The sequence below is a fragment of the Rhodococcus sp. IEGM 1305 genome (genome assembly GCF_030058635.1).
GTDB lineage: Bacteria > Actinomycetota > Actinomycetes > Mycobacteriales > Mycobacteriaceae > Rhodococcus_F > Rhodococcus_F opacus_D.
The window spans coordinates 115,110-133,419 of the sequence record NZ_JASHKX010000015.1 but is presented as its reverse complement, the minus strand read 5'-3'; the positions used below and the strand labels follow the sequence as shown (position 1 = coordinate 133,419).

The 18,310-nt window shown below is 67.3% G+C and carries 16 protein-coding genes; 10 read left to right on the top strand and 6 right to left on the bottom strand.

Annotated features, from left to right (window positions below; genetic code table 11):
* The first annotated feature begins 92 nt into the window (after positions 1-92).
* From QM693_RS21290 to QM693_RS21275, 4 genes are read left to right on the top strand one after another with little or no spacing between them, the layout of a single operon-like run.
* Complete coding sequence (locus QM693_RS21290; RefSeq protein ID WP_283330618.1) at positions 93-1,550, top strand: MDR family MFS transporter; 1,458 nt, start codon at positions 93-95, stop codon at positions 1,548-1,550.
* Entirely contained in the window at positions 1,547-2,587 is a 1,041-nt protein-coding gene (locus tag QM693_RS21285) for a D-2-hydroxyacid dehydrogenase (RefSeq protein WP_349307513.1), read from the top strand. The genes QM693_RS21290 and QM693_RS21285 overlap by 4 nt, the downstream gene beginning before the upstream one ends.
* Positions 2,588-2,627: 40 nt before the next feature.
* The gene (locus tag QM693_RS21280) at positions 2,628-3,371 is read left to right on the top strand and encodes a hypothetical protein (RefSeq protein ID WP_283353362.1); all 744 of its coding nucleotides are present in this window, start codon (positions 2,628-2,630) and stop codon (positions 3,369-3,371) included.
* 56 nt (positions 3,372-3,427) lie between these two features.
* Positions 3,428-4,024 carry a DUF1129 domain-containing protein gene (locus tag QM693_RS21275; RefSeq protein ID WP_283353361.1) on the top strand — a complete coding sequence of 199 codons (597 nt, stop codon included), beginning with the start codon at positions 3,428-3,430 and terminating at the stop codon, positions 4,022-4,024.
* A gap of 47 nt (positions 4,025-4,071) precedes the next feature.
* On the opposite strand, the gene QM693_RS21270 is transcribed toward QM693_RS21275, so the two are convergent.
* Entirely contained in the window at positions 4,072-5,490 is a 1,419-nt protein-coding gene (locus tag QM693_RS21270) for a DUF2252 domain-containing protein (RefSeq protein ID WP_283353360.1), read from the bottom strand.
* A 179-nt stretch (positions 5,491-5,669) separates the two neighbouring features.
* On the opposite strand from QM693_RS21270, the gene QM693_RS21265 reads away from it, so the two are divergent.
* Positions 5,670-6,491 carry a class II glutamine amidotransferase gene (locus QM693_RS21265; protein ID WP_283353359.1) on the top strand — a complete coding sequence of 274 codons (822 nt, stop codon included), beginning with the start codon at positions 5,670-5,672 and terminating at the stop codon, positions 6,489-6,491.
* Between the two features lie 11 nt (positions 6,492-6,502).
* Here the strand turns inward: QM693_RS21265 and QM693_RS21260 are convergent, their stop codons facing one another.
* A complete protein-coding gene (locus QM693_RS21260) occupies positions 6,503-6,847 on the bottom strand; it encodes an amphi-Trp domain-containing protein (RefSeq protein WP_280778754.1) in 345 nt (114 codons plus the stop codon).
* 153 nt (positions 6,848-7,000) lie between these two features.
* Between QM693_RS21260 and QM693_RS21255 the strand changes: the two genes are divergently transcribed.
* Positions 7,001-8,602 carry an MFS transporter gene (locus tag QM693_RS21255; protein WP_005244430.1) on the top strand — a complete coding sequence of 534 codons (1,602 nt, stop codon included), beginning with the start codon at positions 7,001-7,003 and terminating at the stop codon, positions 8,600-8,602.
* 46 nt (positions 8,603-8,648) lie between these two features.
* Here the strand turns inward: QM693_RS21255 and QM693_RS21250 are convergent, their stop codons facing one another.
* Entirely contained in the window at positions 8,649-9,581 is a 933-nt protein-coding gene (locus QM693_RS21250; RefSeq protein ID WP_283353358.1) for a LysR family transcriptional regulator, read from the bottom strand.
* Positions 9,582-9,783: 202 nt separating this feature from the next.
* On the opposite strand from QM693_RS21250, the gene QM693_RS21245 reads away from it, so the two are divergent.
* From QM693_RS21245 to pyk, 4 genes are all read left to right on the top strand, one after another.
* The gene (locus QM693_RS21245) at positions 9,784-10,878 is read left to right on the top strand and encodes a tartrate dehydrogenase (RefSeq protein WP_009477870.1); all 1,095 of its coding nucleotides are present in this window, start codon (positions 9,784-9,786) and stop codon (positions 10,876-10,878) included.
* Positions 10,879-11,007: 129 nt separating this feature from the next.
* Positions 11,008-12,471, top strand: a complete 1,464-nt coding sequence (gene dctA / locus QM693_RS21240; protein WP_283330611.1) for a C4-dicarboxylate transporter DctA — start codon at positions 11,008-11,010, stop codon at positions 12,469-12,471.
* Positions 12,472-12,506: 35 nt separating this feature from the next.
* Positions 12,507-13,637: a glycerate kinase gene (locus tag QM693_RS21235; protein WP_283353357.1), complete on the top strand. Its 1,131-nt coding sequence runs from the start codon at positions 12,507-12,509 to the stop codon at positions 13,635-13,637.
* On the top strand, positions 13,634-15,118 hold the full coding sequence (gene pyk, locus QM693_RS21230) for a pyruvate kinase (RefSeq protein WP_283330609.1): 1,485 nt from the start codon (positions 13,634-13,636) through the stop codon (positions 15,116-15,118). Before QM693_RS21235 ends, pyk begins: the two co-directional genes overlap by 4 nt.
* Here the strand turns inward: pyk and QM693_RS21225 are convergent.
* Genes QM693_RS21225 through QM693_RS21215 form a run of 3 tightly spaced genes read right to left on the bottom strand, consistent with a single transcriptional unit; the run spans position 15,108 to position 18,282 of the window.
* Entirely contained in the window at positions 15,108-16,541 is a 1,434-nt protein-coding gene (locus QM693_RS21225) for an amidase family protein (protein WP_005254857.1), read from the bottom strand. The two genes, pyk and QM693_RS21225, sit on opposite strands and share 11 nt — an antisense overlap.
* A complete protein-coding gene (locus QM693_RS21220; RefSeq protein WP_280778762.1) occupies positions 16,541-18,010 on the bottom strand; it encodes a sodium:solute symporter family protein in 1,470 nt (489 codons plus the stop codon). Before QM693_RS21220 ends, QM693_RS21225 begins: the two co-directional genes overlap by 1 nt.
* Positions 18,007-18,282 carry a hypothetical protein gene (locus QM693_RS21215; RefSeq protein ID WP_283353356.1) on the bottom strand — a complete coding sequence of 92 codons (276 nt, stop codon included), beginning with the start codon at positions 18,280-18,282 and terminating at the stop codon, positions 18,007-18,009. Before QM693_RS21215 ends, QM693_RS21220 begins: the two co-directional genes overlap by 4 nt.
* Positions 18,283-18,310 lie beyond the last annotated feature (28 nt).

Genomic DNA, 18,310 nt, shown 5'->3' with positions numbered 1-18,310 from the left:
GTCGGGGGCACAGCCGCGGAACACTTCGTCTCCCGTTGTCGTTACCGTTGGTCAGGAACTCTTGTGATCGCGGTAACCGGAGAAGGTGGGTAATGGCGACGGACACGACCCCGGTCGACGTCGGGTTCCGTTCGGAACGCGGACCGATTCTCGTGTCACTGATGCTCACGACGTCACTGGTCGCGCTCGATGCGACCATCATCTCCACCGCCGTCTTCACCATCGTCGGGGACCTCGGCGGCTTCTCGCAGTTCCCGTGGCTGTTCTCGATCTACCTGCTCACCCAGGCCGTGTCGGTGCCGATCTACGGCAAGCTGGCCGACATCTTCGGCCGCAGGCCCGTGATGCTCCTGGGCATCGCCCTGTTCGGCGTCGGCTCGGTGCTGTGCGGGATCGCGTGGAGCATGCCCGCGCTGATCGCGTTCCGCGCGGTACAGGGTCTCGGCGCCGGGGCCGTCCAGCCGATGAGCATGACCATCGCCGGAGACATCTACACCCTCGCCGAACGCGCCAAGGCCCAGGGCTATCTGGCCAGCGTGTGGGGCATGTCGGCGGTGATCGGCCCGACCCTCGGCGGGGTGTTCTCCGAGTACCTGTCGTGGCGGTGGATCTTCTTCGTCAACATTCCCCTCTGCCTGCTCGCGGCCGTGATGCTGATCCGCAACTTCGACGAGAAGCGGGCGCGCACCCAGCGGTCCATCGACTACGCCGGCGCCGGAATCCTGGCGGTCGGGGCGACACTGCTCATCCTCGGACTCCTCGAAGGCGGGCAGGCCTGGGCGTGGAGATCCCCGATCAGCCTCGGCATCTTCGCGGCAGGATTCGTGTTCCTGATCGTCTTCGTCCTCGTGGAACGCCGCGCCGCCGAACCGGTGCTGCCGCTGTGGGTGTTCACCCGGCGGGTTCTCGCGGCGAGCAGCCTCGTGTCACTGCTGGTCGGGGCGATCGTCCTGGGCCTGACCACCTACGTGCCTACCTTCACCCAGGGCGTCCTCGGGACGGGCGCACTGGTGGCCGGGTTCGCGCTGGCCACCCTGACCATCGGCTGGCCGATCGCCGCGTCGCAGTCCGGGCGCGTGTACCTGCGCTTCGGCTTCCGTGTCACCGCCACCGCGGGGAGTCTGCTGGTCGTGGCGGGCACCGCTCTCACGTTGAGCCTGTCCATCGACTCGGCGGTGTGGCAGGTGGCGATCTGCTGCTTCGTCATCGGCGGCGGCATGGGTCTCGTCGCGAGCCCCACCCTCATAGCGGCGCAGTCGAGCGTCGACTGGTCGGAGCGCGGCGTCGTCACCTCGACCAACATGTTCGCCCGGTCCATCGGCAGCGCCGTGGGGGTCGCCCTGTTCGGCGCCCTCGTCAACGCGCGACTGGGCGGCGCCGACAACCCCGCCCCCGGCGACCTGGCCGGCGCCCTGCATCTGGTGTTCGTGGCCGCCCTCGGCGCGGCCGTCGTACTCGTCGTCGCCGCGGCGGCGATGCCGAAGTCCGCCTCCGCGCCGGAGGTCGAGCCGAGCGCACCGACGTCCGAACCGCCGGCTGTGAAGGAGTGACCGTGCCCGACCCGTGCGTCGACGTGCTGATCGCCTCGTATCTCGAGCAGGACCTGGTCGACAGGATCGCAGCCTGCGACCCACGGATCCGGGTGTCGTACGCACCCGAACTGCTCCCCCGGCCTCGATGGCACAGCGACCACGTCGGGGTGCCGCGTGATCTGACGGCCGGCGAGCACGACCGGTGGTCGTCGATGTTGCGGACCGCCGACGTGATGTTCGACTTCGACTGGCGGCACCCCGAACGCACCCTCGAACAGTCGCCGAATCTGCGTTGGATTCAGGCGACGTCCGCGGGCGCCGGGCAGCTGATCGAGAAATTCGGGCTGTCGCGCGTGCCGCTCACGGTGACGACCGCCGCGGGAGTCCACGCCGATCCGCTGGCGGAGTTCGCGCTCGCCGGCATTCTGCATTTCACGCGCGGCCTCCCCCGGCTGATCGCCGACCGGCAGACCCGGACCTGGCGCAAGCAGGAAACGACCGAGCTCGCAGGACGCCACGCGCTGATCGTGGGCGCCGGCAAGATCGGCTCGCGCACAGCGGAACTCCTCCGGTGTTTCTCCGTCACCGCAAGCGGGGTCGCCCGCACCCCCCGCCCCGCAGGCGCGCCTTTCGACAGCATGACCACCACCGACCGGATCGCCGAGCACCTGCCCGCCGCGGACATCCTCGTGATCTCCTGCGCCCTCACCGACGACACTCGCGGACTGATCGGACGCCGCGAACTCGCCGCCCTCCCGGACGGCGCACTGGTCGTCAACCTCGGCCGGGGACCGATCATCGACGAAGACGCTCTCGCAGAAGCACTGTCAACTGGCAGGCTGGGCGGGGCGGTCCTGGACGTCACCTCCACCGAACCGCTCCGCGAGGACTCGCCGTTGTGGACGGCCGACAACGTCATCCTCAGCCCGCACAGCGCCGCCAACGTGCCGTCCGAGAACGGGAAGATCGTGGATCTGTTCGTCGAGAATCTCGGACGCTACCTGTCGGGTGACGCTGCGCTGATCAACGAGTTCGACTTCGACGCGGGATACTGACCGCACAGAGCGGCCGCCGCCGCTACCGTGGGTATCCACCATGACCGACCGTGACCTCGTCGACCGGATCGACCGGCTCGTACACGACCAACTCGCGAACCACGACAACCGATCCGGGCACGACTCGAATGTGAACCAGGACCCTTGCCCGCACTGTGGACGCGAATGGCACGGGCTCGCGATCACCGAGCGCATGCAGCAGATGCGGCACGCCCGGGCACTCGACCCGAAATACAGCCACGCCCGCGATCACAGCCGGGTGCTGTGCGCGGGCTCGGCGTTCATCGGCCCGATGCCCGAAGAGGTGCTGATGCTCGGGGGTTTCGACGTGCACGCCGCCTGGCGGGACATGGTTGCGGCGGCACGGCAGGCGCCCGATCGGATCGAGCAGCCCGACCCGTTCGACGCGTATCGCACCGCCGGTCCGCCCGGAGACGAACCACCGGCTGTCGGCCTCGCCGGCGGATGCGACCGCGCGTCGTGGCACTGCCCGCAGTGCGGCGACCGAGCGCACTTCCTCGACGCCGGCCGCGAACCCAACGCCTTCGCGGTCGCGCTGCGCGCCTACGCCGCGCACATCGCCGCGGCGCACGACCCGTCCACGGACGACGAGGACGACGCGTCCACCTTCTCGACCCGCTGGGCACTTCCCACCCGCGGGGTGCTCTGGGACAGCCGGCACACCGTGATCGGACGATTCGGCCCCGGCGGCAGCACATTCGAACCCGGTGCCACCGCCCGCGACCTCCGCGGCTTCGGCGGCCCACCGCCCATGCGAGCCTGACCGGAGGTTACCGACCTGACCACCTCTCGGAGAGCGCCGGGCGAACGGAGACCCTGATGGACGGCCGCGACGCACAGTCAGCCCAGCACGGGCCCCGCCGCCGGACGGACACGCCGCGGTGGTGGCGGTTGGCGACCGGAATCGTCCTCACCGCCCTCGTCGCGTTCGCCTGCGCTGCGACGCTGGTGATCACGATTCCGATCGATCCGGTCTTCCCGTACGTCGTGCTCGCCGGTTTCGCCCTGCTCATTCTCGGTGCCGTGTGGCTGATCCTCGCCGGCGTGCAGCTCTGGCGGTTCCGGTGGGATCGACGCATCTGCCTTGCGCCTGCCATGGTGGCGCTGACCGCGACCCTCGTATTCTTCGGTGTGCCGTCCGACCTCGGGTGGCGGCTGTCGGTCGGCGCACTGACCGCGTACGCGCAGGCGTGCACACCATCGTCCGAGGACCAGCGGATAGGCCTGTACGACACCTGGCGCGTCGAGCCGCTGGACACCGGCTGCCACTTCTTCCTCGAAGGCGGCCTGGTCAACCTTGTCGGAGTCGCTCGTCTGCCGGACGGGACCGACAAGATCGGGCGCCCCCAGCGTGATGGTGAGATTGGATATCAGCACATCGAATCCGACTGGTACCGCTTCATGCAGATCTTCTGAGCCTCGCCAACTGTCGAAGCCGAATCCAGTCGACCGGCGTCGCTGCTTCAGAAACCGGTGGCTGCGACGATGCGGCCCCCGGCGACGGCCTCGAGCAACGCCGCATGGTCTCGGGTGTTCTGCTCTGCGTACGTTTCGGCGAATTCTGCTATCGCATGATCGAATTCGGTGTCGTCCCCGAGATAAGCGGCGATCGCGATCCGGTCGCCGGCCCGCGCGTGCGCATAGGCGAGGACCCGTGCACACAATCGCCCGTACAACATCATCGTGGCGGGTGTCTGGGATTCGACCACCGCCGAACCCTTGCCGTCCCTCAGTTGGCGCACGTAGAAGTCCCGCTCGACGCCGTCGGGGCCCGCGCCACGTTCCCAGCCCAGGAAGATGTCGCTCGCGGCCTGCATCAGCCGCTGTCCGCTGACCACTCGCTCGCCCTCCGCAGCGAACGACGGGCCGTCGACGTAACTCGACAGCACGGACGGACCCGCCTCCTTCACCTGCAGAAACAGCGGATCGTCGTCGTCTGCTCCCAGCATCAGAATGATCCAGGTGCGGGTGCCCACACTGCCGACCCCGACCACCTTGCGGGCAATCTGCACCATCCGGAACTGGTCGTAGAGGACGCGGTGGTCCCACCGCAGAGACTGCACATACGCGTTCAGGCGATGCCGTAGGTCTCGGTACAGCGATTCGAGGTCTTCGCCCGCGTACAACTCCTCGACCGGGACCAGCAGAGGCGGGTTGCTGATGATCCGCCTCTCCCCGTCGACGACGGCGGTCAGCTTGGAGAGCGCTTGGACGCTGTCCCGGCGCCGCGCCTTCTCCAGAGCTGTGCTGGCGCGTTTCCTCTGCGACTTGTCCAGCTCGTCTCGAAGTCCCACGAGTTCCGCTGTGGGCTCGATGTGGGAGTACCAGACGCCCAGGTTTCCCAGTTGCGCCTGTCTGGCGATGGTTTCGCGGTATTCGGCGGCGCACGCGCGGGTGATCTTCCTGGTCTTCTTGCCGCTGAATCCGTTCTCCTGCGCCGCGATCGCGAGGCTCGAGACCAGGCGTTTGACATCCCATTCGAAGGGACCGGGATGCGTCTCGTCGAAGTCGTTGACGTCGAATGCCAGCCGACGTTCCGGAGTGGCGAAGATTCCGAAGTTACTCAGGTGCGCGTCACCGCAGAGCTGCGTGCGCAGGCCCGTGGTAGGCGAGTGGGACAGGTCGTCGGCCATGATCGCGGCGCCGCCGCGGTAGAAGGCGAAGGCCGTCGCCGCCATACGTCCGTACCGGATCGGAACGAGTTCCGCGACTCTCTCCGTCGCCTGCTTCTCGAGGAGGCCCACCGGATCGCGCCGATCGGCCACACCGTGCTCCGCCAGCGCGGACGGCGGAGTGTCTCGACGGGCGGCCGTCCCTCGTTGTGCGCGCTCGGCCCGGCTCGGATGTGCCACCCGGTCGTCGCGTTCCGCGGAGTTCGTCATCGGGCCGCCGTAGATTCCTCGGACATGGCTGTCTGCCTTCCTCGAGCGACGCGATATGGCTTGTCGGTTGCCCATTCTCCTCCGCCCGGAGGGCGTTGGCGGCAAATACCAGCAGGTTCATCGGCAAAGGGGTGGGCTCGGCGGTGCCGTTCTGCTTGAATTGATGTATGTGCCGGTGGATGGCGTACTCGGGTGAGCCGATCCTCGCCGAGGAGCTGTTGTTCCGACCGGTTCATTCGCTGATCGATCAGAGTCTGCACTCGCGGCTCGGGGCGACCACCACGAATGGTGACGGCTTCGGTATCGGCTGGTACGGCGAAGGCAGTGAGCCGGCGGTGTACAAGAGCATCGAACCGGCCTGGAACGACAGCAATCTGCGGGAGATCGCCGGTCAGGTGCGAACACCGATGTTGCTCGCGCACGTGCGGGCCTCGACCGGGACGCCGGTGCAGCGCAGCAATTGTCATCCCTTCCGGCACGGCCGGTGGTTGTGGGTGCACAACGGCGCACTCCGCGGTTTCCACGAGATCAGACGCGACCTGGTGATGGCCGTCGACCCGACGCTGTTCTCCGACATCGAGGGGTCCACGGACTCCGAGGCCCTGTTCTTCCTCGCACTGACGTTCGGCCTCGCCGACGACCCCTTCGGCGCTGTCGCCCGGGCGGTCGGCTTCGTCGAAGACGTCGGCCGGACGTACGGGGTCGAGCATCCGGTGCAGATGACCGTCGCGACCACCGACGGCGAATCGCTGTGGATCTTCCGCTATTCGAGTGAGCGGCAGTCGAGGTCGCTGTTCTTCTCCACCGAGGTCGCGAAGCTGCGCGCACTCCACCCGGAGGTCGAGGTCCTGCACAACCTGGGCGGGGAGACCCGCTTCGTGGTCTCCGAACCCCTCCGCGACCTCGAAGGCGCGTGGAACGAAGTGCCGGAATCCTCCGCCGGCGTGGTCCGTCCGGGCGACGACGAAATCCGGCCCTTCGAACCGATCTCACCGGCCTGACTTCGCACAGCTCACTTGGCGGTGCTCTTGCGGGGCCGCCCACGACGCGCGGTGGTCTTGGCCGGAGGCGCAGTCTTAACCGGCGGGTTCTCCGATTCCGGTTCCGCGTCGGCGGTGGATTCTTCGGACGGATCGTCGCGCCAACTGATTTCGATCTCGATCTCGGTCTCGTCGCCGTCGACCTCGATCTCGAGCTCCCACTGGACACGGTCGCCGACGACGACCGAAATCGAGTCGCCACCGGAGCCCAGTTCCACCTCGGAGCCGCTCGCGAGTGCCTGTCCGAGCGCGATGAGCCGGTCGGACACCTCTTTCCGGGAGAGCTCGGACTTCCTCTTGATCTCCAGTTTGGGCACGGCGACTCCTCACCTCGGTGCAGTGTCTCATCACCGTAACTGTCGCGAGACCGGTGGCCGGATCGAACCGAGAACAAAGTGAAGATGTAGCTTCGTCGTCCCCACACATGGGACACTCGGTGCAGCGCGCGATGGACGGACGGTGGGCCTCCGATGACCGAAGAACCGACTTCCAGTGATTCGAAGCGGGTAGCGGGCCCTCAACGCCTGCTCGGACTGCTGCTGGCGATGGCGATGTTCGTGCTCGTCGTCGACACATCACTGATGAACGTGTCGATCTCCTCGGTGGTTCGCGACCTCGACACGACCGTCAGCGGCGTCCAGGCGGCGATCGCACTCGAGGCGCTGGTATCCGCCGCGTTCATCCTCATCGGTGGCAAGGTCGGCGATCTCATCGGGCGCAAACGGGCGTATGTGCTGGGCCTGCTCGGCTACGCAGTCGGTGCGTCGGCGATGGCACTCGCACAGAGCCTGACCGCGATCATCATCTTCTGGGCGATACTCGGTGGAATCGGCGCGTCACTCCTGTTGCCCGCCATGCAGTCCCTCATCCACGGCAACTTCGAAGGCGCCGCTCAGAAGAAGGTCTACGCCCTGGTCGGGGCGGCGGCCGCGATCGCCGCTGCCGTCGGACCGCTGCTCGGCGGTTTCATCACCACCTACCTCTCGTGGCGCGTCGGGTTCGTGCTCGAAGTCGTCATCATCGCGGTCGTCCTGTCCGGCATCAAACTGGTCCGCGATGTGCCCTACACCGGACCCCGCGTCATCGACCTGGTGGGCGCGGCCCTCTCCGTTCTGGGCATGGGCGGGATCGTGCTCGGAATCCTGGTGTGGCAGGAGGGCGGCGAATCCGTTGGTGCGCTCCTGGTGATCGGTGCGATTGCGATGGCCGTGCTGGCGTACTGGCTCGTGCGGCGCAAACGCCAAGGAAAGCCGGCACTGCTGGACCCGGACCTGTTCCGCTCCAAGGTCTTCCGACTGGGCATCTCCGGGCAGATGCTCCAGCAGATCGCCCTGGGTGGCACGATGATCGCGCTACCGATCTACCTGCAGATGGTGCTCGAGTACAACGCGATGCAGGCTGGCTTGTCCCTCGCACCTCTCTCGCTCAGCATGTTCGCAGTGGCGGTGCTCGCGGGCAAGAAGGCGGGCGACCGGCGCCCGAGCAGCATCATCCGGTGGGGATTCGTGCTTCTGACGATCGGGATCGCGGCGCTGATCCCGATCGTGCCGCGCGCCGAGTTCGGTTGGGGCCTGGTGATCCCGTTGGTGATCGCCGGATCCGGGTTGGGGTTGCTGGTGTCTCAACTCAACAACTACACGCTGGCACCGATCGAGGAGGAGCGGATCAGCGAGGCCGCCAGCGTCAATTCCGCGGCGGGATCGTTCGGGCTCTCGTTCGGGCTGGCGTTCGCCGGCGCCATCATGCTGGCAACGCTGTCCTTCACCTTCACCTCGATGGCGGAGTCGAGCACCGTGCTCCCGCCCGCCGAGCAGCAACAGGTGGCGCAGGTGCTCGAGGACGACGCCGAAGTCATGAGCAACACCCAGCTCGAACAGTTGCTCGTCGACCAGCCCCCGGAGATTCAGGACGAGATCATCCGCATCAACACCGACGCACGACCGCTCGCCCTTCAAATCGCCCTGCTCATCCCCATCCTCGCCGGGCTCATCGGGGTGTTCAATTCGTTCCGCATGAGGCGCATACCGGACCCGACACCACAGAACTCCGGCGAAGGGACAGACCTGGGCTGAGTCCCCCGCGCGTCGAAACCGCACGGATCGTGGGCACGACTGTCGTTCAGGAGTTTTGCGGGCTCTCCGCGACGGGGGCCTCCCAGGCGGCCGGTGTGCGTCCGGCGTACTGTCGTGCTTCGTCCATGAGCGCCCGCGCGGGTGGTGTGAGGTGGGTTCGCCGGCAGACGGCGGCGACGTGCAGATAGGACTCGGGGACGATGCGGTGCACGGTGGCGCCTGCCTGCCGGGCCGACGGTGCCCACGACGACGGCATGACGGCCTGCCCGAATCCGCTGAGCACCATCGGCAGGATCGACGTCCGGTGGGCGACCTCGGCGACGATGGTGGCGGCGACGCCACTGGCGAGGACCTCGTCGACGAGTGTTCGCATCAACGACCCCCGCTGCGAGACGATCAGGCGGAAGCCCGACAGTTCCGATCTCCGAATCTCCGGGCGGGCCGGTGTTTCGGCGCCCGGGCCGGAGATGAGGATCAGCGGCTGGCTTTCGAGCGCGACGACGTCGAGTTCGGGAGCACGCACCGCGGCGGGTGAACCCAGGATCCCGATCTCGCAGACGCCGGTGCGCACGGCGTGCAGCACCTCTTCGGGAGTGAACGCCGCCTCGGCATTGACGGTGACCGAAGGATAGGTGCGGCTGAACCTGGTGAGGATCGTGGTGAGGGGTTCGATCCCGGGTGACGGCATCGTGATCAGGTCCACGCGCCCGGCGCGCAACCCTTTCAGTGCATCGACGGAGGCCTTCGCGTCCGCGAGATCGCGCAGCACCACGCGGGCGGGACCGACGAGCGTTTCGCCGGCGTCACTGAGCACCAGCCGGCGTCCGACGCGGTGAAAGAGCGGTACCCCGAGTTCACGCTCCAGCGCGGATATCGACTGGGACAGCGAGGGCTGCGCGATCAGCAGTGTTTCCGCCGCACGGTTGATGCCTCCCTGATCGACCACAGCCAGGAAGTACCTCAACTGACGCGCGTCCATCCGAACCCCTCATTCCCGTCGAGCCGCGCCGAACCCTGGAGTGCGACCGCGGCGTGGACACTCACTCTACCTGCGAAAACACGGCTCGATTAGGTCAAACCTATAAGCCGGATCGACTCTTGGTCATGGACGCTGCGCGATTGTGACGGGTTAATGAATGCATCACACACTGTGACGAGCACAACACGATGGAGGCAACGACATGGCACCGCAGACGTTCAAGATTGCATCGATCCCCGCCGACGGCGTCGGCAAGGAGGTCGTCGCTGCCGGACGGCGCGTGCTCGACGTCCTCGCAGAACAGTCCGGTGGGCGTTTCGCCTTCGAGTGGGAAGAATTTCCCTGGGGATGCGGGTACTACGAGCAGACCGGGAAGATGATGGCCGACGACGGCCTCGACACCCTGAAGGCATTCGACGCCATCTACTTCGGCGCGGTCGGATGGGAGAACGTCCCCGACCACATCAGCCTCTGGGGGCTGCGGCTCAACATCACCCAGAACTTCGACCAGTGGGCCAACGTGCGACCCGTGAAGTTCCTCCCCGGCGTGCAGTCCCCGCTGCGCAAGGCCGACGACACCGAACTCGACTGGGTCGTCGTCCGGGAGAACAGCGAGGGCGAGTACGCGGGCCTCGGCGGACGTAACCTCAGCGGCCGCGGACCGGGCAACGAGGTCGCACTGCAGACCGCGCTGTTCACCGAGAAGGGCTGCGAGCGCATCATGCGGTTCGCGTTCGACCTGGCTCGCACCCGCACCGTGAAGAAGGTGTCCAGCGTCACCAAGTCCAACGCCCAGCAGTACGGCATGGTCCTGTGGGACGAGGTCTTCAACCGCGTCGCCCTCGACTACCCCGACGTCGCGACCGAAAGCGTTCTCGTCGACGCCATGAGCGCCAAGTTCATCCTGCACCCGGAGGACCTGTCGGTGGTGGTGGCGTCGAATCTCAACGCCGACATCCTCTCCGACCTCGGCTCCGCGCTGGCGGGAAGCCTCGGTGTCGCGGCGAGCGCGAACCTCAACCCGGAACGACGCTTCCCGAGCATGTTCGAACCCGTGCACGGTTCCGCACCCGACATCGCGGGCCAGGGCATCAGCAACCCGATCGGCGCGATCGCCAGCGCCGCCCTGATGCTCGACCACTTCGGACTGCACGACGAGGCACGCCGCGTCGAAGCCGCCATCGAGGCCGCCACCGCGAGCGGAGCACTGACCCGCGACATCGGCGGCTCGTCGGACACCGACGCCGTCACCGAGGCGATCGTGCACGCGCTGCAGACTGCGCTGACCCCGGCCTGACCGCCTTCCATCTGCACAGCCGGCCCGGCTCGGCAGGATCTGCCGAGCCGGGCCCTCACCCCTCGAACGGTCGGTAACTCTCGGCCACCCCGTCTTCACACCCGAACACTCTCACCCGAGGTGAACGTCATGGAAATACCCAGCAGCGCAGCGACTTACCAACCGGCGACTGTGAAGAAACCGTGGTACAGGCAACTGTACTTCTGGGTTCTCATCGCGATCGTGCTCGGCATCCTGGTCGGGTGGCTCTGGCCGGACACCGGCGAGGCGATGGAGCCGATCGGCACCACCTTCATCACCGCGATGAAGATGCTGATCTGTCCGATCGTGTTCCTGACGATCGTCGGCGGCATCGCGAGTGTCGCGGACCTGAAGAAGGTCGGGCTGACCGGAATCAAGGCGCTGACCTACTTCCAGGTCGGAACGATCCTTGCGCTGCTCACCGGCCTCGTCGCGATCAACCTCTTCCGCCTCGGGGACGGGGTGAACGCCGACGCCGCCTCGCTGGAAACGACCGACTCGGCCAACAAGCTGATTCAGACCGGTGAAGAGAAACAGTGGTGGGAGTTCATCACCCACCTGGTCCCGGACAGTGTGTTCGGCCCGTTCGTCGAGGGCGACATCCTGCAGGTCATCTTCCTCGCCGTCATCTTCGGTGTCGCCATCAACGCGGTAGGACAGATCGCCGCACCGATCCGGGACGCCGTCGAACGCCTGACCGCGGTGGTGTTCAAGGTCCTGAGCTTCATCATGAAACTCGCACCCCTCGGTGCGTTCGGTGCCATGGCCTTCGCCATCGGCAAGTACGGTGTCTCCACCCTCACCAGCCTCGGCAGCCTGATCCTGCTGTTCTACGTCACGTCCGCGTTCTTCGTCTTCGTGGTCCTCGGATCGGTCATGGCGTACTTGCGGCTCAACATCTTCCGGATGCTCGGCTTCTTCAAGGAAGAACTCCTGCTCATTCTCGGAACCTCCACCGCCGAGCCCGCGCTGCCCGGCCTGATGCGGAAGCTGGAGTACGCCGGCGTCAAGAAGCCCACGGTGGGACTCGTGGTGCCCACCGGCTACAGTTTCAACCTCGACGGGGCAGCCATCTACCTCTCTCTCGCGGCGCTGTACATCGCGCAGGCCACCAACACCGACCTGTCGATTCCGCAGCAGCTCGGCCTCCTCGGCGTCATGTTGTTGACGTCCAAGGGCGCCGCAGGTGTCGCCGGAGGCGGATTCATCGCGCTGACAGCAACATTGAGCACACTCGGCACCATCCCCGCAGCCGGCATCATGCTCATCTTCGGTATCGACAAGTTCATGTCCGAATGCCGCGCCCTGGTGAACTTCATCGGCAACGCCGTCGCCACCCTGTTCGTCGCCAAATGGAACCACGAACTCGACGTCGACCGCGCCCGCCGCGTCTTCTCCGGCGAAGTACTTCCCCCGCCCGACGGTGACGTCGAGAACGACTTCGACATGGAGATCCTGGAACAGGAACCACGGGACAAGCACCACCACATGATCAAGGAACCGGACGCGGTCCGCGTCGACCACGAAAGGCTCGACCCCGCGACGGCGCCCGCGCACTCCGCACAGCGATGACCGCACTCCGCACTGCACGCGAGAAAGGAAGGCCGATGAGGGTTCTGGTTGCCCCGGACAAGTTCAAGGGCTCGCTCTCCGCAGCCGATGTCGCCGAACACCTCTCTGCCGGACTTTCTTCGGCGGGAATCGAGAGCACACAGCTTCCCCTCGCCGACGGCGGCGACGGCAGCGTCGACGCGGCGGTGGCCGTCGGGTTCACTCCACACCCGGTCACCGTCGCAGGCGCCACCGGAACACCCCAGCGCGGTCGTATCGCAGTCAACGGCACCACAGCGGTGATCGAAGTCGCCAACACCTGCGGTCTGGCCACCCTCCCAGGCGGCCGCCGCGCTCCGCTCGACGCCTCCAGCCTCGGTATGGGACAAGCGATCTCGAAGGCGTTGCGGTTTCGACCCCGCCGGTTGGTCCTCGCCCTGGGCGGGTCCGCCGGCACCGACGGCGGAATGGGCATGCTCGCCGCGTTGGGATTCACGTTCGCCGACGCCGACGGCCGGCAACTGCGGGCCTGCGGCCGGACCCTGCACCAGGTCCACACGGTCGATTCCTCCCGCGCAATGAATCTCTCCGGAATCGAGATCGTGATCGCCGGCGACGTCACCAACCCACTGACCGGACCGAACGGCGCCGCCGCCGTGTACGGCCCCCAGAAGGGCGCCGACCCCGCAACCGTGCGCGAACTCGACGCCGGCCTCGACAACCTCGTCGACGCGTTCACCCGCAGCGGCCACCCGCAGGCGCGTACGGTCGCGAACTCCCCCGGCGCCGGCAGCGCCGGCGGCATCGGATTCGCCGCCATGATGCTCGGAGCACGCATGGTCTCGGGTGCCGAGTACTTCCTCGACCTGCTCGATTTCGACGGCTACCTCGCAGGAATGGACCTGGTGATCACCGGCGAGGGCAGCATCGACGAGCAGACCGAACACGGCAAACTCCTCGCCGTCCTCGCCCGCCGCGCCCACCCGGTCCCGGTGATCGCCGTCGCCGGCCGCAACACGCTCTCCCGGAACCGTTGGGCACCCACCGGTTTCGAATACATCCATGCCCTCGGCGACTACACCGACCGGAACACGGCCACCGACCCGGAGCTGACCGGCGAACTCCTCACCCGTATCGGGTGCGACATCGGCCGCAGCTCACTTCTCCACAACGAAGGACCACGATGACTCTCACTGACATCCCCTCGCCACTCGCCGCCGATGTCGGCGCGGCGTCGCTGCTGTCGCCGCGGAGGGCGAAGATCGTCTGCACGCTCGGGCCGGCCACCGCCACGGACGAGCGCACCCGCAGTCTCGTCGAAACCGGGATGGACATCGCCCGACTGAATTTCAGTCACGGCGACCACACCGACCACGAAGCCAACTACCGGCGCGTCCGCGCCGCAGCCGACAACACCGGCCGAGCCGTCGGAATCCTCGCGGACCTACAGGGACCGAAGATCCGCCTCGGCCGCTTCGCCGACGGCGGGGCGGTATGGGCGACCGGCGAACAGGTCCGGATCACCGTCGAGGACTGCGCGGGCACCCACCACCGGGTCTCGACCACCTACACCCACCTCACCCAGGACGCGCGGCCCGGTGACCGACTGCTGGTCGACGACGGCAAGATCGCGCTGACCGTCCTCGACGTCGACGGCAACGACGTCGTGTGCCGGGTGACCGAGGGCGGCCCGATCAGCAACAACAAGGGAGTCTCCCTCCCCGGAATGGACGTGTCCGTCCCGGCGCTGTCGGACAAGGACATCGACGACCTCGAATTCGCCCTGCGGCTCGGAGTCGACCTGATCGCCCTGTCGTTCGTCCGCGCCCCCACCGACATCGACCGGGTCCACGACGTGATGGACCGGATCGGCCGTCGGGTGCCGGTCATCGCGAAGATCGAGAAACCCGAGGCCGTCGACGACATCGAGGCGATCGTGCGCGCCTTCGACGCCGTCATGGTCGCGCGCGGCGACCTCGGGGTGGAACTCCCCCTCGAACAGGTGCCGTTGGTGCAGAAACGCATCGTGCAGATCGCCCGGGAGAACGCCCGACCGGTGATCGTCGCCACCCAGATGCTCGAGTCGATGATCGACAACTCCCGCCCCACCCGGGCCGAGGCGTCGGATGTCGCCAACGCGGTCCTCGACGGCGCCGACGCGGTGATGCTGTCCGGTGAAACCTCCGTCGGCGCCTACCCGACCGAGACGGTCGCGACGATGGCGCGGATCCTCTCCGCCGTCGAACACCAGTCCACCACCGTCCCCGCCCTCACCCACACTCCCCGCACCCACGGCGGGGTGATCTCGTTCGCCGCCCGCGACATCGGCGAACGCCTGGACGCCGCAGCGCTGGTGGCGTTCACCCAGTCCGGGGACACCGTGCGACGACTCGCCCGGCTCCACACCCCGCTGCCGCTGCTGGCATTCACCCCGGTACCCCAGGTGCGCAACGAACTCGCCCTCACCTGGGGCACCGAAACCTTCCTCGTCGACCCGGTCGAATCGACCGACGAGATGATCCGCCAGGTCGACACCGCCCTCCTCCGACTGGGCCGCTACCGGCGCGGCGACCTCGTCGTCATCGTCGCCGGCTCACCCCCACACACCGTCGGATCCACCAACCTCATCCACGTCCACCGGGTCGGCGAGGACGACTTCACGAAGTAGACGCTGCCGCCCTCTGGAGAAGGTGCGGACGCGTGGCCCCGACGGGGTTGAGCTGCTCGTAGGCCCGTGCCACGTCGAGCAGGAACAGGTCGTTGCCCGGGGCGGCGACGATCTGCACGCCGACGGGCAGACCGTCGGCGCTGAAGCCGGCGGGAACCGAGATCGCGGGGCAACCCAGCACCGTCACGGTCAACGCGGACGTCATCCAGTCGAGGTAGTCGTCGCAGCGACGGCCGTCGACCGCCGCCGGGTACTCGAGCTCGGCGTCGAACGGGAGCACCTGCGACACGGGCATCACCAGGATGTCGTGGTGGGTGAAGAACTCGACGGCGCGCTGCTGGATCTCCGCCTGCGCCACCATGGCTTTCGCGACATCGTCGGCGGAGAGCCGGTCTGCCTGCCGGATGTTGTCGAGCAGCGACGGCTTCAGCAGTTCGGGGGTGGCGTCGGCGCGGTCACCGAGGTCGATCTTGAACCGCCATGCCCGCAGTGTGCGGAACACCCACTCGGCGTCGGGAATCGACGGCGCGTCCTCGGCCACCACGGCACCCGCGGCGGCGAAGATCGACGACTGCCGGTCGTGAATCTCGCGGACCGGCGCGTCCACGGGGAAGATGCCGTTCAGATCCGCGGACACCGCGACGCGCAGACCCTGCAGGCCGGCGACACCGAGACGCGGCGCGACGGCGTCGGCGCTGAGAGAACTGCGGATCCGCGCGTCGGGTCCGGAGATCACCGACAGCAACAGTTCCAGGTCGTCGACGTTCCGGGCCATCGGCCCCTGCGTCACGAGTGAGTCCCAGGGCGCGCTGTTGGGCCAGCACGGAACACGGCCGGGGGTGGGGCGCAATCCGACGACGTTGCAGAACGACGCCGGGTTTCGCAGCGAACCGCCCATGTCGCTGCCGTCGGCCAGCGGGACGAGTCCCGCACCGAGCGCCGCCGCGGCGCCGCCGCTCGAGCCACCCGCGCTCTTGGTGGGGTCGTACGGGTTGGTGGTGGTCCCGAAGACGGGGTTGAACGTGTGCGAGCCTGCGGCGAATTCGGGGACGTTGGTCTTGCCGATCGTGACGGCCCCGGCCGCGATGACGCGTTCGGCGATCAGCTCACTGGTCTCTGGCACGTTGTCGACGAGGAGCGGTGAGCCCGCCACCGTCGGGAATCCGGCGACGTCGTGAGTGTCCTTGAACGCGAACGGCAGTCCGTGCAGCGGCCCCACCGGGGTCCCGGCCGCAGTCTGCGCGTCCGCGGCGGCAGCGGTGGCGTGCGCGCGGTCGAGGTCGAGACTGACGAGCGCGTTGACCGTCGGATTCACCTGCGTGATCCGGTCCGTGTGCAGGTGGAGCAGCTCGCGGGCCGAGATGTCCTTGCTACGCAGTGCGGCGAGCATCTCTCGCGCGGTCGAGTAGTGATCGATGGTCATTACGTGGTCTCCAGGATCGGGGTCGCGGCCGGAAGGTCTTCCGACGACGCGGAGGTCGGGGTGCGGGGACGGGTGGCGCGGACGACGGCCTCCACGACGGCGATTACCGCGAGGTTGAGGACCAGGCCGCAGATTCCGGCGTCGATGTTGGCGAGGTTCAGTTCGAAGACGGTCATCACGATGACGGTGAGCATGCCCACGACGAGTCCGGCGAACACGGATTGCTTGGCGAGCAGAGGCTTCTCGGGCAGAGCCAGCGCCAGACCGGGAGCGAGCTGGCTGAGACCGCCGAACGTGAGCAGCAACAGGTTGGCCAGCAGATCGGGGCGCGTCAGGCCGAGTACGAGAGCCGTGGTGGCAGCCGCGATCACGACCAGATGGTTGAACCGGAGCTTCGTGCGCTCGCTTTCGATCTTCACCAGGTTGTGCGACGCCAGCGTCGAGATGCCGATGCAGATGGCGCCGGCAGGCAGCATCGCGGCGGAGGCGGCGGCGATCGCGATCAGTCCGAGCGCCCAGTTCGGCAGGGCTCCCCCGGCCAGCGTGAGCAGGACGGCGTTGCTGCTGGTGTTGGGATTCAGCGCGAGGATCCCGACGAAGCCCAGCATGATCGGGAGAATCATGACCACCTGGTACATCGGCAGAAAAGTGTTGTTGGAGCGGATCACTCGACCGTTCTTCGCGGCCAGCAGCGGCGGCCAGAGATGCGGAGTGGTGAGGAACCCGCAGCCGATCGCGGAGATCAGCAGGCTCGTGGTCCACCAGACCTTGTCGTAGTCGCCGGGATTCACAGTCAGCATCTCGCTGTGGGTCTGGGCGATCTGGCCGAACACGTCGCCGATGCCACCGGCGAAGTGCAACGGGATCACGATGGACAGCACCACGACGGCGAGCAGGATCAGGACGTCCTTGACGTAGGCGGTACGCGCGAGGCCGTGAATGCCGGCCCACAGCACGAATCCGACGACGAGGACGGTCGCGACGATCATGCTCAGCGTGCCCGAACTCGCGCTGCCCGTGACGAGACGGACGATCAGACCGAGGCCGGTGATCTGCAGCTGCAGGTACGGCAGCAGGAAGATGATGCCACACAGGGCGACGAGCCGGCCGAGGAGCGGGCTGCGGTACCGGTCCGCGAAGAAGTCGGCCTGGGTGATGTAGCCGCGGTCCTTGCTGAGTTTCCAGATTCGCGGTCCGATGAAATACAGGGCCACGTAGCCGAGCGGGATGTACGGGATGGCGTAGGTGGCGCCGATGCCCGCGGTGAACGCGATCCCGGCGACACCGAGGAACGTGAACGTGGTGAACGATTCACCGGCCTGCAGGAAGAAACTGGTGACCACACCGAAGTTCCGTTTGCCGACCGTCCACTCGCTCAGGTTCTGAGCGCGTTTCCGGCGTCCACCGACCGCGATCACGGCCAATCCGATCATGCCGGCCAGGGTGATCCACAGAGCTGAGTTCGTCATAGCGTCGCCTCCTCGAGCTGGCGGTCGTCGCTCCGCTCCTCGTGCGGCCGGACGAGGCCGAACTCCACCGCTGCCAGGGCGGGCAGCAGCAGGAGCACCCAGGCCGAGCACCAGACGAGCAGCCGGGGCATTCCCAGCCACAGGTCGGCGGTGTTCACAAACGGCAGCCACACGGCGGTGACGAGTGCGAGCACCGGGGCGACCGGGACGAGCAGCAGCCAGCGGCGCTGCGGCGAATCCTCGATCGCCCCGAGAATGGCGTCTCGTTGCATGCTGTTCCTTCTTCCATCCGGGGAGTAG